Annotated in this window: 13 protein-coding genes; 1 reads left to right on the top strand and 12 read right to left on the bottom strand. The window is 54.6% G+C overall.

Annotation, left to right across the window (positions count from 1 at the left end):
• Nucleotides 1–14: 14 nt before the first annotated feature.
• The 12 genes from hutC to AACU55_RS15145 form a co-directional block, all read right to left on the bottom strand.
• The gene (gene hutC, locus AACU55_RS15200; RefSeq protein WP_134705669.1) at nucleotides 15–764 is read right to left on the bottom strand and encodes a histidine utilization repressor; all 750 of its coding nucleotides are present in this window, start codon (nucleotides 762–764) and stop codon (nucleotides 15–17) included.
• Between the two features lie 55 nt (nucleotides 765–819).
• A complete protein-coding gene (locus AACU55_RS15195; RefSeq protein ID WP_134705668.1) occupies nucleotides 820–1,590 on the bottom strand; it encodes an enoyl-CoA hydratase-related protein in 771 nt (256 codons plus the stop codon).
• The gene (locus tag AACU55_RS15190; protein ID WP_134705667.1) at nucleotides 1,587–2,480 is read right to left on the bottom strand and encodes a 3-hydroxyacyl-CoA dehydrogenase family protein; all 894 of its coding nucleotides are present in this window, start codon (nucleotides 2,478–2,480) and stop codon (nucleotides 1,587–1,589) included. The genes AACU55_RS15195 and AACU55_RS15190 overlap by 4 nt, the downstream gene beginning before the upstream one ends.
• A 15-nt stretch (nucleotides 2,481–2,495) precedes the next feature.
• Nucleotides 2,496–3,698 (bottom strand): CaiB/BaiF CoA transferase family protein, encoded by a 1,203-nt coding sequence (locus AACU55_RS15185; RefSeq protein ID WP_134705666.1) that lies wholly within the window; start codon nucleotides 3,696–3,698, stop codon nucleotides 2,496–2,498.
• A complete protein-coding gene (locus tag AACU55_RS15180) occupies nucleotides 3,695–5,239 on the bottom strand; it encodes an HAL/PAL/TAL family ammonia-lyase (protein ID WP_131637745.1) in 1,545 nt (514 codons plus the stop codon). The genes AACU55_RS15185 and AACU55_RS15180 overlap by 4 nt, the downstream gene beginning before the upstream one ends.
• On the bottom strand, nucleotides 5,236–6,120 hold the full coding sequence (locus tag AACU55_RS15175) for an ABC transporter substrate-binding protein (protein ID WP_013575673.1): 885 nt from the start codon (nucleotides 6,118–6,120) through the stop codon (nucleotides 5,236–5,238). Before AACU55_RS15175 ends, AACU55_RS15180 begins: the two co-directional genes overlap by 4 nt.
• A 34-nt stretch (nucleotides 6,121–6,154) precedes the next feature.
• Nucleotides 6,155–6,862: an ABC transporter permease gene (locus tag AACU55_RS15170; RefSeq protein WP_013575674.1), complete on the bottom strand. Its 708-nt coding sequence runs from the start codon at nucleotides 6,860–6,862 to the stop codon at nucleotides 6,155–6,157.
• Complete coding sequence (locus AACU55_RS15165; RefSeq protein ID WP_131637747.1) at nucleotides 6,859–7,509, bottom strand: ABC transporter permease; 651 nt, start codon at nucleotides 7,507–7,509, stop codon at nucleotides 6,859–6,861. The genes AACU55_RS15170 and AACU55_RS15165 overlap by 4 nt, the downstream gene beginning before the upstream one ends.
• A gap of 4 nt (nucleotides 7,510–7,513) precedes the next feature.
• Nucleotides 7,514–8,608: an ABC transporter ATP-binding protein gene (locus tag AACU55_RS15160; protein ID WP_037035704.1), complete on the bottom strand. Its 1,095-nt coding sequence runs from the start codon at nucleotides 8,606–8,608 to the stop codon at nucleotides 7,514–7,516.
• A 261-nt stretch (nucleotides 8,609–8,869) separates the two neighbouring features.
• A complete protein-coding gene (locus AACU55_RS15155; RefSeq protein ID WP_015689991.1) occupies nucleotides 8,870–9,718 on the bottom strand; it encodes an AraC family transcriptional regulator in 849 nt (282 codons plus the stop codon).
• A gap of 164 nt (nucleotides 9,719–9,882) precedes the next feature.
• Complete coding sequence (locus AACU55_RS15150) at nucleotides 9,883–10,650, bottom strand: phytanoyl-CoA dioxygenase family protein (protein ID WP_134705665.1); 768 nt, start codon at nucleotides 10,648–10,650, stop codon at nucleotides 9,883–9,885.
• Nucleotides 10,651–10,797: 147 nt separating this feature from the next.
• Nucleotides 10,798–11,694 carry a LysR family transcriptional regulator gene (locus AACU55_RS15145; protein ID WP_037035706.1) on the bottom strand — a complete coding sequence of 299 codons (897 nt, stop codon included), beginning with the start codon at nucleotides 11,692–11,694 and terminating at the stop codon, nucleotides 10,798–10,800.
• Between the two features lie 156 nt (nucleotides 11,695–11,850).
• Here AACU55_RS15145 and AACU55_RS15140 point away from each other — a divergent pair, with 156 nt between their 5' ends.
• Nucleotides 11,851–12,576 carry a pirin family protein gene (locus tag AACU55_RS15140; RefSeq protein WP_013575680.1) on the top strand — a complete coding sequence of 242 codons (726 nt, stop codon included), beginning with the start codon at nucleotides 11,851–11,853 and terminating at the stop codon, nucleotides 12,574–12,576.
• The last annotated feature ends 292 nt before the right edge of the window (nucleotides 12,577–12,868 follow it).

The following is a 12,868-nucleotide window of genomic DNA, read 5'->3' as shown; positions in this document are numbered from 1 at the left end:
TGATCCTGTTCAGTTTATTTCTTAAAGCTGCCGAACATTTTGTAGCGCCCGCCCGGATACAACAGCCGGGCGCAGGTCACCACTTTTTCATGGTGCCAGGTGCGACGCAGGGTTTGCAGGCACGGCTCGGTCTGATGAATATTCAGCAGGCGCTGTTCGTCGTGACTGGCCATCACCGCTTCAATGGTATGTTCGCCCGCCGTCAGCGGTGCCAGTTGGGTCAGATAGGCGAAAGGCGTGGTTTTAGTGAAATCCTGGTGTAAATACAAGGGGGCGATGTCCGGATTCACCAGCCGGTCTTCCAGTTGCACCGGAATGTCATTTTCGTAATGCACAATCACCGAATGAAACAACACCACGCCGGGCAGCAGCATAAATTTCATCGCCATGCTGTCACCGGCACTTTGCTTACCCAGTTGCAACACGCGGGAGGTATGAAAGTGCCCGCGGCTCTTAATTTCGTCAGAAATGTTATTCACTTCCAGCATCGGCGTGAACGCTTTCATTTCATTGACAAAGGTGCCGACGCCCTGCAAACGCAGCAGATAGCCCTCCGTGGTTAACTCGCGCAGTGCCCGGTTTATGGTCATCCGGCTGAACCCCAGCTCGGCGACCAGTTCACTTTCTGACGGCACGCGCTGATGCGGTTGCCAGTGTCCGTGCAGGATCTGATTAATGATCCCCTGTTTCACCTGCTTATACAGCGGAGAAGGCTCGTCTCCGGCGTCCGCAATGATTTCTGATAGCGTTCTGTTTAATGACATTATTCCTGCCTTGTATGTCGCACGGCGCACGGCGGCTCGCGTATTTTACCGGACGTTATTTACCGGTAAACGCCGCCAGTTCTTTCGCCGCCAGTGCACGCATGCCTTCGCTGCGGTCGTCACTGGCCGCTATCAGGGCCGACAACGAACGTTCATAACTGATGCCCGCCGTTAAGCCCATATCGAAACTCGCCAGCACGGCTTTTTTGGCCATCTTAACGGCGAGCGGTGCGGCACGGGAAATATTCTGCGCAATCTTTAACGCCTGTTCCGTTAACGTTTCCGGCGTGGTGATACGGCTGATCAGTCCGGCGGCCAGCGCTTCTGTGGCGGTGATTTTTCGCCCGGCGAGGATGATTTCCATTGCCAGTGATTTCCCCACCGATTTAACCAGCCGCTGCGTGCCACCCGCGCCGGGGATAATCCCGATGTGCGTTTCCGGCAGCCCGATGATGGCCGTGTCATCGGCAATCACGATATCGCACAGCAACGCCAGTTCCAGCCCGCCGCCCAGTGCATAACCGGATAACGCCGCGACAACCGGCGTTTCAATGGCGGCAATCTGATCCCACTTTTCACTGAAACCACTGGTGTAAAGGGCTATCGCTGAGGCGGTGGCCAGCGTGCCGGTATCGGCACCCGCAGCAAACGCACGCGCGGAGCCGGAAATCACGATGGCGCGGATCTGTTTATCACCGTCCAGTTCGCGCATTTTCTCCAGCAATTGCGTCAGCATTTCTGCACTCAGCGCGTTAAGTTTTTCCGGCCGGTTAAGAATGATATGCGCCACGCCCTGATGACGTTCACAGCGGATAAGTTCGCTCATGGTTTTTGCATCCCGCTGATGGCAAGGATTGTGGCGTTTCGGTGCGCGAGACCTTCTTCAATAGCCTGCGCCGTCCACGGATAAAACCCGGCGCCGGTTTTGGTGCCCAGATTGCCCTGCTCAATTTGCGCCAGCAACCACGGCGGCAGCTCCTCGTCGCGCGATAAGGCTGGCAGTAATATCGCGGCGACATTTTTCACCGTGTCCAGTCCGGCAAAATCCATCAGCTTCATCGGCCCCATCGCCGACCAGCGCGGGGCGAGCGTACTTTGTACAGCGAAGTCCACGTCTTCGATGCTGGCAATTCCGGCTGTGACCAGATGCAACGCCTCACGCAGCATGGCATATTGCAACCGGTTGACGATAAAACCCGGCGCTTCTTTATGAATGGTCACCGTCTGTTTACCCAGTTGCTGACAAAGCGCATCGGCCTGCTGACGCGTATTTTCATGGGTTTGCGGTCCGCAGACAATTTCCACCATCGGCATCACATCCGCCGGATTAAACCAGTGCAGGCCGATAAAGCGCGACGGCAGCGCCAGTACGCTGGCAATCTGCCCGACCGGGACGCTGGAGGTGTTGGTGGTCAGCAGACAGTCGTCGCTGACATGTTTTTCGATCTCCTGGAAAATCTGCTGCTTAAGCGCCAGCACCTCAGCGATATTCTCCGAAACAATCTTCGCGTCTTTCAGACATTCCGCCATGGATGTCGTAAACATGACCGACGCCGCCAGCCCGGCGTCGATACTGTCGATCACTTTGGCCGCTTTGTGCAGCGAGTTTTCAGTGCGTGAATAAAGCGCCACCTTAAAGCCGCTGGCGGCAAATACCGCAGCGATCCGCGCGCCCATCGTGCCCGCGCCAATGACTGCAACCTGCGTTGGTTCCATATTATCTGCCTCCGGTTAAATGACGCCCTGTTGCGCAAGTGTGTCCATCTCCTGCGAAGACAGCCCCAGTTGTGCACTGAGAATGGCGCGGGTGTGCTCGCCAAGCTGTGGCGGCATTAAATCGGGTAGCTGGTTCATGCCGCTCAGCTTCACCGGCTGCGGTAAGATACTGATTTCACCGGCGACCGGATGCATCACCTGATGCAGTAATCCGCGTTCGGCGGCATGCGGGCTTTGCAGCAGTTCATCCAGCCCCCAGACCGGTGCGGCGGGAATACCACCGGCATCGAGCAGGGCGAGCGCCACGACCACCGTTTTGTCGTGCAACCACTCTTCAATCAGCACCCGTAATTCGTACTGATGTTTCAGGCGCTGCGGATCCGTCGCAAAGCGCACATCCTGTACGATTTCCGGTTTGCCAATGGCCTGTGCCAGACGGAGGAACAGGCTGTCATTGGCGACGGCAATCACCAGATAACCGTCTGCCGCACGGTAGCTGTCCATGGGGGCGCTGATCGGATGTGCATTGCCCAGTCGCCCGGCCAGCGGCATACCGCCCAGCAGTTGTGTCAGCGAGACCATTTGCATCGACACCATCGCATCAAGCATCGCGACATCCACATGTTGCCCGAGGCCGGTAATGCCCCGTTGCAGCAATGCCGCCAGAATGCCCCACGAACAGTACAGACCCGACACCACATCACCAATCGCATCCCCCACCCGCGTCGGTTCGCCGTTTGCCCAGCCGGTGACCTGCATAATGCCGCCCATCGCCTGGATCACATGATCGTAAGCGGCTTTATGCGCCAGCGGTCCCTGCTGACCAAAACCGGAAATACTCGCATACACCAGCTTCGGATTGAGCTTCTTTACGGCGTCATAATCAATGCCCAGTCGGGTCGTCACACCGGGCCGGAAATTTTCCACCAGCACATCCGCGCTTTCGATCAGTTGCTCCAGCACGGCCCGGCCTTGCGGTGATTTCAGGTTCAGCGTCAGGCTTTTTTTGCCGTGATTAAGCAGCATGAAATAGGTGCTTTCGCCATTAACATGCGGGGTGAAATCACGGGAATCGTCACCTTTACCCGGCATTTCAATTTTGATCACTTCCGCACCCAAATCATTGAGCAACGAAGCGCAGTAAGGCCCGGCCAGCACGCGGGAAAGGTCGAGCACTTTGATCCCTTCCAGCGGCCGGGATGTCGCTGATACACTCATGCGGTTTCTCCCTCAACGGTGTCTGCGAAAATCAAAGGTGTCAGCGCGCGCAAGATATCGCCCTGTTTGATGAGCTGGCGGATGGCCAGCATATCCGGATACATTTCCTCGTCACTCTGCCGGAAGGCCACCTGCTCACGCACCAGAGACAGCACGGTTTCCGTGCCCGCCGAGGCGCGCAGTGGCCGGTGGAATTCCACCGCCTGCGTGGCACACAGGATTTCTATCGCCACGATATCAATGGCATTTTCAACGGCATCAATAGCATTGCGTGCCGCCGTCACGCCCATGGAAATATGATCTTCCTGTCCGGCACAGGTGGACACGGTATGCACACTGGCCGGTGCTGCCAGCGCACGGTTTTCCCCTGCCAGCGCGGCCGCTGCATACGGCGGGATCATCATCCCTGAATGCGCCCCGCCATTGGCCACCAGAAAAGCCGGCAATCCGCTGAGATGGCTGTTCGTCAGACGGTCAGAACGGGCCTGCGAGCCGGTGCTGAGTTGTGCAATGGCAATCGCCAGCGCATCCAGACACAGCGCCACCGGCGCACCGTGCCCGTTGCCGCCCGGCAGTACATTCAGCTCGCCGTCTTCGACCATAAACACCGGATTATCCGTGACAGAATTCACTTCCGTGGTCAGCGTTTTCAGGCAATAACTCAGCACATCCCGCGCCGCGCCGTGCATTTGCGGAATACAGCGCAGGCTCAGCGCGTCCTGCACGCGAAAATCACGGTATTTATCGAGGATCTCACTGTCACGCAGTAAACTGCGCAAAATCCGCGCGGTTTCCTGCTGACCGTCGTGCGGGCGCAGCGCATGAAGGCGGGCGTCATACCCGCGGATGTTCCCCTTCAGCACTTCCAGGCTCATGCCACCCGCGGCATCCGCCACCGGCAGCAATTCGCGGAAAGTTTCCGCCGCCAGACAACCCAGGGCAGTGATTTCATACGTACCGCTGACCAGTGCATGGCCTTCGCGCGGGCCGGGAATGCGCACGGCAATCCCCGCCCGTTCCAGGGCTTCCCGTGCCGGTAACAGTTCGCCCTGATAGAACGATTTTCCATAGCCGAACACCGACAGCCCGATATGTGCGGTGGCAATCAGATAGCCGACCGATCCTTTGGCGGGTGACCACGGCGTCACCCCCTTGTTGAGCATATCGGCCATCGTCTGCACCAGCGCCGGGCTGACGCCGCTGAATCCCTGCAACAGGGATTTCATCATCACCGCCATCATCGCCCGCACTTCATGCTGCGCCAGAACCGGCCCTGTACCGCAGGCATGGCTTTTCAGCATATTGAGTTGCACGTCGGAAATTTGCTCCGGCGACAGGCGCTGAGTGACCAGGTCGCCCACGCCGGTGGTCAGGCCGTAAATCACTTTATTGTCAGCAATTGCCTGCCTGATTTTCTCGTGCACGATCAGCATGGCGTCTGATGCTGACGGGTCCGGCAGCACCGGCGCCCCGTAAGCGATATCGGCGATGTCACGGACGGAGGTTTCCGCCGTGCCTAAGATGACAGTGCGCGTCATCATTTATTCAGCCCGTGCCCGGTCAGCCACTCTTTTGCCACAGCATCCACGCTTTCGAAATTCGCCAGTTTGCCGTTCATCACGATCAAATCGCTGGTGGTCAGTTGCCTGGACACATTGTTCAGCGTGGTTTCAACCACTTCGCTGGCTTTGTCTTTTGCAATCAGCGGCACGATGTTTTGCGCCGGGAATAAGTGTTTGGAATCTTCCAGTGCCACCAGATTCTTGGTTTTCATCGCCGGATCGGTTGAGGTCATGTCCGCGACCTGAATCTGATTGTTGGTCAGCGCTGACAGCGTCAGCGGACCCGCGACGTCGAGCACTTTGAAGTTCTTAAAGGTCAGGCCGTAGACTTCGTTCAGCCCTTTCACACCTTCACGACGGGTTTTCCATTCTGCCGGGCCGCCCAGTACCAGCGTTTTCGCCACCGGCGCCAGGTCACTGATATCTTTCAAATTGTATTTTTTGGCAGTTTTTTCAGTCACTGCCAGCACATCGCTGTCCTGCGCCGCAGAAATATCCAGCATTTTGATTTTCTCAGGCAGCGCTTTCGCCAGCGCCGCCGCCACATCTTCAGCAGAATGCGCCTGGGTTTTTTCGTCGAGATAACTCAGCGTGGCACCGCTGTATTCCGGGATCAGGTTGATTGAGCCGTCAAGCAGTGCAGGCATATACACCTCACGGCTGCCGATATTAAGTTTGGTTTCCACCTTGACGTTTTTCGCCGCCAGCGCCTGCTGATAAATAGTGGCAATCAGCTGGCTTTCCGGGAAGTCCGCCGAACCGATAATAATGGTGCCACCCGTCTCAGCCGAGAAAGCGGCAGGGGCGTGCACGACGGCAGCAGAAAACAGGGCAACGGCGAGCAGATTTTTCAATTTCATTTTTGTCAGGCTCCGGAATGAGTGAGTAGATAATTCAGTTATTCGATAAAGGAATTGTTTTTTTACGGCGGCGTTCACGCTGCCGTAATCCTGGTGAAACAATGAAACGAATTAAAAAAGAGAAAAATACATCAACCAGTAACGCTAATATTCCCACCATAAAAGCACCCGCAACCATTTGCGGATAATCGTTCTGCGCACGGCCATCAATAATCAGCCGTCCTAACCCCCCAAGCGAAACATACGCAGCAATCGTAGCCGTAGACACAATTTGCAGCGCAGAGCTGCGGATGCCGGATAATATCAGCGCCATTGCACAGGGTATTTCCACCGTCAGCAGTAATTTCAGCGGTGAATATCCCATGCCGGTTGCGGCGTCAATAATCGCCGGATTAATCGCCCTGATGCCGGAATATACCCCCATCATGATGGGCGGTAATGCCAGAATGATCAGCACAATCAGACAAGGCACAATAAAAGCCAGGTCTGATTCAAATACCGGCCCGAACAGAATTACCAGTAAAATGATCAACCCGAATGAAGGCAATGCGCGCATGGCATTGGCGCTGCCGATTAATAACATCGCGCCTTTGCCGGTATGACCGACATAACATCCAATCGGGAAAGCAATAATCACCGCAATAAACAACGCTTCAAAGCTGTAAATCAGATGCTGAAATATCAGCACCAGCAAGCCGTCATCGTTGAGCCAGTGACCGGAGTCCAGCAACCAGTTAATCATTTCGCATTCCTTTTCGGTTGCCAGGTGGTCATTTTATTGCCGGTGCGCAGCACCAGATTATCCAGCAGCAGCGCCAGCACAATGCACAGGAAAATACCGGCAATAATCGGCGTCAGAAAATGTAGCTGGAAACCCTGGGTAAATAACGCCCCCAACTGCGGCATGCCGACCAGTGCTGATATCGACACAATACTGACGTTCGATACCACCACCACCCGCATACCTGCGGCGATTACCGGCACAGCCAGCGGTAATTCCACGCTCAGGAAACGCTGTAATGGCCGGTAGCCCATGGCGACAGCGGCCTGATGGGTTTCATGTGGAACAGAATCCAGCCCGTCGCACACGGTACGGATCAGCAGCGCAAACGCATAAAGTGTCAGGGCCACCACGACATTCACGGTATCCAGAATTTTCGTGCCCAGCAGACCGGGTAATAAAACAAATAATGCCAGGGAAGGAATGGTATAGAGCAATCCTAATACATTGAGAATGCCGTCTTTAAATTTTCCGCAGCGGTGCAAAACACCCCCGACCGGAATAGCCAGTGCCAGACCGATTAATACCGGAATAACAGACAGGTAAACATGCCAGCCGAGCAGCGTTAATATATTTTCCCGCTGCTGAAATAACCAGTCAAAACGCATGACATTACCTCACAGCACGGGAATGAGAAAGTGAAAACACCTGTTCGATATTTGCTGTACCCATAAAGCGCTGCTGTTCATCAACCACGATACCGCGCTGACAGGGAGAACTTAATACCGAATCCATTAACTGACGCAGCGTGCCATTTTTCGGCGCAAAGGTGCTGCCGAGATTAATATCTTCCGGATCCACGGTGGTTTTATTTTGTGTCACATCATACCAGCCGAGCGGACATTCATTTTCAACCACCAGTAACCAGGCACTTTCTCCGGCAAGGGATCGGGCTTCGCTGACGGAAATACCCGGCGCGATAACAGGTTCTTTCGTCAGGCTGATATTATCAGGGATCATATCGAACGAAAGTTTACGGTATCCGCGGTCACGGCCAATAAAGTCAGCGACAAACGCATCCTCCGGTTCATTAAGTAATTTCACCGGTGACGCGATTTGCGCCAGACGACCACCGGGGCGGAAAACCGCAACCTGGTCGCCTAATTTCATCGCCTCATCAATATCGTGCGTGACCATAATAATGGTCTTGCCGATTTCACGTTGTAATCTTAAAAACTCATCCTGTAACTGTTCGCGCACCACCGGATCGACGGCGCTGAAAGGTTCGTCCATCAGCATAAATTCCGGGTCCGATGCCAGCGCACGCGCCACGCCGACCCTTTGTTGCTGACCACCGGACAACTGCCACGGATAGCGCTCCGCCATCGTCAGCGAAAGCCCGACCATTTCAAGTAATTCGAGGGCTTTTTTACGCGCTGCCGTGCGTGTCGCACCGTTGAGCAGCGCGGTGACCGCAATATTGTCCTGCACGGTTTTGTGCGGAAACAGCCCGGCGTTCTGGATCACATAACCTATTTTGCGGCGCAGTTTAACCAGATCCATCCCGGCGGTCGGCTGTCCGTTCAGCAAAATGTTGCCTGAAGACGGCTCGGTTAACCGGTTGATCATGCGCAGTGAAGTGGTTTTGCCGCAGCCCGAAGGCCCGACCAGCATAGTAATTTGTCCCGTCGGCGCACTGAACGACAGCCTGTCTACAGCCACCGTCCCATCTGCGTAAAATTTGCTTATGCTCTCAAATGAAATCATTACGTTTCCAGCCACATTACGGAGTGTTTTTCATAAGGCGCCTGCGTGTGATTATTTTGCAGACCTGACATGTACTAACTTGTATGTACAACCTAGCAAGCAGGATGCCAACTTCTCTGTGCGGGTGAAAAGCCACGGATTACGGCGGATGGGATGTGCCGGGGGGTAAAAAGTGAACGGAAGATGCGGTTTTTTTGCACCAGAAACAAACACTCCGCCCCATTGCGGTGCGGAATGTTTTACTTTCTGGCTACAGGCTGTTTACGACTTTCGCTCTGACAACTGACTCAGCCACTGACTGCGATATTCAGAAGGCGAACGGGCGGTGCTTTTGCGGAAAACCCGGCAGAAATAGTTGCTGTCAACGAAGCCGCTGCTGGTCGCCACTTCTTTGATTTTCAGTTCATAACCTTTAAGCAACAGTTTAGCCTTTTCCAGGCGGACGTGATTCAGATACTCGCTGAAGCCGATATCTCCGGATTTACGAAACAAATGAGACAGATAATTCGGCGTGATATGGAAACGCTTTGCCACGTTTTCGCGCGTCAGCGGCAGTGAGGCATTCTCTTCAATATACTTTTTGATTACTTCAAACAGCGCCCCGCTGCGGGTAAGGATCTGCGCCCTGTTAGCGAGTTGTTCCTGACAATGACTTAACAGTCCCGCTACAACGCAGCGCGCGGTTTGCTGGTCGTCAGGACTGGAGACAATTTCATTCATCGCCTGCAACAGAAACGAGCCTACACGCGGGCCAAGGCGGGAAACACTTTGTTTATCCGTGCCGGTAAATGTCACGCCATCCCAAAACTGTAAACTGAACCCCAGTTTTTCTTTGCTGAACAGAACACTCAGCACAATCGCGGGCTTGTCCCACACCATCAGATTCCATTTTCCCCCCGGAATATACAGCGCATCACCCTGCCTGAGCAGCCCTTTGCCTGCGGCAATGCTGCGATCGCGGACTTCGCCTTCAACGACAAATTCAATACGGGGAAAACTGACCACGGAGGCCAGTTCAGGCGGCGGCTGGGAATTATCAGGAAACCTGACAGCAAACACATCACTGCCGGACACCGATCGGAACAGTGTTTCTATCACGTCTTGCAGCATGGCAGTCTCTCAGAGGTTTTCTCTTCATCATAACATACACGTAACACATACGCGGTGATGCGGCCAGCCACACTGTGACCGCCCTCTGATGTCCGTTATAAAGGCCAGTAAAAATGCTATAAAAAAAGCCTGACCGGCAGGCCAGGCCTGGGGAAAACAGAAATTCAGAGCACGTCGAGCAACCATTTCTGCGCAGGCGTCAGGCGGCTTGCCGTTTCCGGCTTCAGCCATTTACGCTGATCCTGCTGCTGCGCATCCGCGCGGTCGATATACAAACTGTGCAGCACGCGGCGACGGGTGCCGATACGGTTATTGGTGCCGCCGTGCCAGGCGTGAGCGTTGTAAATCATCACGCTGCCCGCCGGTGCTTCGAACACCACTTCATCAGGATGCGGTAATTCAACATCCGCCAGCACATCCTCCGGCAATTCCGGGCGGTGATGAGTGCCGGGAATAATGCGCGGTGCGCCGTTGGCGGCACTCAAATCGTCAATCGCCACGATGGCATTGACCAGATGGACTTTCGGAAAATCCGGACGCGGCTTTTTCCAGTCAGCATGCAGCGGCTGATGGCCGCCCCGGTGCAGCGCTTCGCGTCCGTTGAGGCTCGAAACCTTAAACGCGCCACCAAAAATATGATGACAGACGGACAGGATCAGCGGATGCGACCACACTTTTTCCCACACGGTACCTTTGTTGATCATGTTGGCGATACGGGTCGCGGTGGCTTCCTGATGGTGTTCGACGGCGAGATTATCGCCCTCTTTGTCCACCAGCATGTCAAACGCTGCGCGCATCTCTTCCAGCCAGTCTTTGTCGATAACATTATGAATAACAAGGTATCCGCGCGTCTCCAGCTCGTCAGCCTGCGCCGGAGTTAACGGTTGTGTTGCGCCCAGCGCTGCAAGATATTGCTCAGATGAATGATTCATTTTCCGCCCCTTCAGTTAACGTTTGCGTAACATAAAAGTACGGCAGTTTTTATAGGAAAAAACGATGCAAATCCTACAAAACACTGGATTTATGTATGATCGCCCAAAAAGTGTGACGCAGGTCTGCTAACCTCTCCGGTGCTTATCTCAGGCCGATACCAGCAGTTGTGCCTTTAGCCTTTCCTGTAAAAAGTCGAGAAATACCCGGGTGACTTCGCTGCGCTGACGGTGCTGCGGATAAATGGCATGCAGGCTGAGTGAGCCGGGATGAAATGCATCCAGTACGCGAACCAGTGCGCCATATTGCAGCGCCGGTCCGACGATAAATTCTGGCAGTAATACCAGCCCGAGTCCGGCGACGGCCGCATCGCGCAGCACTTCGCCGTTATTGCTGACAATTGGCCCGCGCACATCAAACAGACGACGTTTGCCCTCCAGCTCCAGCTCCCAGCCGGTCTGCCCTTCGCGCCCGTAACGCAGGCAATGATGGTTGAGCAAATCCTCCGGCGTTTCCGGCGTCCCCTTACGCTGAAGATATTCCGGGCTGCAGCAGATCACCCGCTTCAGTTCGCCAAGCCGTCGCGCCACCAGCGAGGAATCCGCCAGATTACCAATGCGCAGCGCGATGTCGAAACCTTCACCCACCAGATCGACATAGCGATCGACCAGTTCTACCTGAAACTGAATCGCCGGATGCTGACCTAAAAACTCGGCAATCAGCGGCGAAAGGTGGCTGATACCAAACGACATCGGAATGCTGATGCGGTAAGTTCCCTGAAGCGCCTGCCGCCTGGGCGACACCGCCCGTTCGGCCTCTTCGATATCGTCGAGGATGCGCTGTGCATGTTGCGCGAACAACTGGCCGGACTCGGTCACCGACAGCTTGCGGGTATTGCGGTTGAGCAGCCGCGCATGTAAGCCAGCCTCCAGCGACGCCATGCGGCGACTGACATATTGTTTTGAAAGCATCAGTTGTTCAGCCGCCGTGGTAAAACTCCCCGCTTTTACCACGGCAATAAAAATACGAAGATCTTCTGTCTGCATCTTATCCGCACCCTTTATTCTCACGCCATTTATTGTCAACCAAAACGTGACAGTGATAGTCAAACAACCGCATTGTTGAGCAAATTAGTTTACGTGTATTCTCTGTTCATCGGAAGGGCAAACGCACTTCCCCCCTGACAAACTGAGGAGCACATCATGATCGAACAACGTCTCTCTGAACAACGCGGATTGGGTGACCACGGCTGGTTGCATTCACGTCACACCTTCTCCTTCGCCAGTTACTGGGATCCAAAACAGGTCGGCTTCTCAGACCTGCTGGTCATCAACGATGATCAGGTTGCACCGGGGCGCGGCTTTGGGGCGCATCCGCACAGCAATATGGAAATTATCTCTTATGTGCTGGAAGGCGCGCTGGAGCATAAAGATTCAATGGGCACCGGTTCTGTGATTGTCCCCGGCGACGTGCAGCTGATGAGCGCCGGTTCCGGTGTGACGCACAGTGAGTTCAACCACTCCGGTGACGAAAAGGTGCATTTCCTGCAAATCTGGATCGTGCCATCTGAAAATGGGACCAAACCGGGTTACCAGCAGGTGTCTGTGCCTGAAGCGGAAAAACGCGGCCAGTTCCGCCTGATTATCTCGCCAACAGGTGACAATGGCTCACTGAGCGTGCGTCAGGACATGAAGATTTACGCGGGTTTCTTCGACGGTGCGGAACAGGCCACGTTCGACCTTGACCCTGACCGTTATGCCTATGTCCACGTGGCACGCGGCAGCATCAAAGTGAACGGCATTGAATTCAGAACCGGTGACGGTGCACGTATCCGTCAGGAAGATAAACTCACCTTCACGGACGGCGACCAGGCAGAAGTCTTACTGTTTGATTTGCGTCCGGTGGAAGTGAATCATCCGACCCGCTGATTGTCTGACACGCTAACTGAAAGTGTTTAAGCAGGCGTATTACCGGTTTTTCGGCAATGCGCCTGCCCTTTTATTATCTTCGTCCTCACGGACAAAAAAAGCCTGCTGTAATCCTCTTCTACAGAGGGTTTTCTCTGGAAAGCATCTCCCATCTATGTCGTTATCCAGTTGGTTTATAACCCTTCCTTACGTTATATTCGCCTCGTCGCGTCAAAAATACGCGGCTAGGTTTCGCAGCCTGAATACCACATCGGAAATACATATGTAATAATTATGTATTTGCCTCCGTACA

The organism is Rahnella sp. CJA17(1/100) (assembly GCF_963881615.1).
In the GTDB taxonomy this organism is placed as follows: Bacteria; Pseudomonadota; Gammaproteobacteria; order Enterobacterales; family Enterobacteriaceae; genus Rahnella; species Rahnella aceris.
This window is presented reverse-complemented; position numbering and strand designations above follow the sequence as displayed.

Bases quoted from the DNA above. Each gene is read 5' to 3' on its own strand.
- AACU55_RS15180 (WP_131637745.1), bottom strand. From the start codon at position 5,239: ATGATGACGCGCACTGTCATCTTAGGCACGGCGGAAACCTCCGTCCGT.
- AACU55_RS15155 (WP_015689991.1), bottom strand. From the start codon at position 9,718: ATGCTGCAAGACGTGATAGAAACACTGTTCCGATCGGTGTCCGGCAGT.
- AACU55_RS15170 (WP_013575674.1), bottom strand. From the start codon at position 6,862: ATGATTAACTGGTTGCTGGACTCCGGTCACTGGCTCAACGATGACGGC.
- AACU55_RS15160 (WP_037035704.1), bottom strand. From the start codon at position 8,608: ATGATTTCATTTGAGAGCATAAGCAAATTTTACGCAGATGGGACGGTG.
- AACU55_RS15150 (WP_134705665.1), bottom strand. From the start codon at position 10,650: ATGAATCATTCATCTGAGCAATATCTTGCAGCGCTGGGCGCAACACAA.
- AACU55_RS15185 (WP_134705666.1), bottom strand. From the start codon at position 3,698: ATGAGTGTATCAGCGACATCCCGGCCGCTGGAAGGGATCAAAGTGCTC.
- AACU55_RS15195 (WP_134705668.1), bottom strand. From the start codon at position 1,590: ATGAGCGAACTTATCCGCTGTGAACGTCATCAGGGCGTGGCGCATATC.
- hutC (WP_134705669.1), bottom strand. From the start codon at position 764: ATGTCATTAAACAGAACGCTATCAGAAATCATTGCGGACGCCGGAGAC.
- AACU55_RS15140 (WP_013575680.1), top strand. From the start codon at position 11,851: ATGATCGAACAACGTCTCTCTGAACAACGCGGATTGGGTGACCACGGC.
- AACU55_RS15145 (WP_037035706.1), bottom strand. From the start codon at position 11,694: ATGCAGACAGAAGATCTTCGTATTTTTATTGCCGTGGTAAAAGCGGGG.
- AACU55_RS15190 (WP_134705667.1), bottom strand. From the start codon at position 2,480: ATGGAACCAACGCAGGTTGCAGTCATTGGCGCGGGCACGATGGGCGCG.
- AACU55_RS15175 (WP_013575673.1), bottom strand. From the start codon at position 6,120: ATGAAATTGAAAAATCTGCTCGCCGTTGCCCTGTTTTCTGCTGCCGTC.
- AACU55_RS15165 (WP_131637747.1), bottom strand. From the start codon at position 7,509: ATGCGTTTTGACTGGTTATTTCAGCAGCGGGAAAATATATTAACGCTG.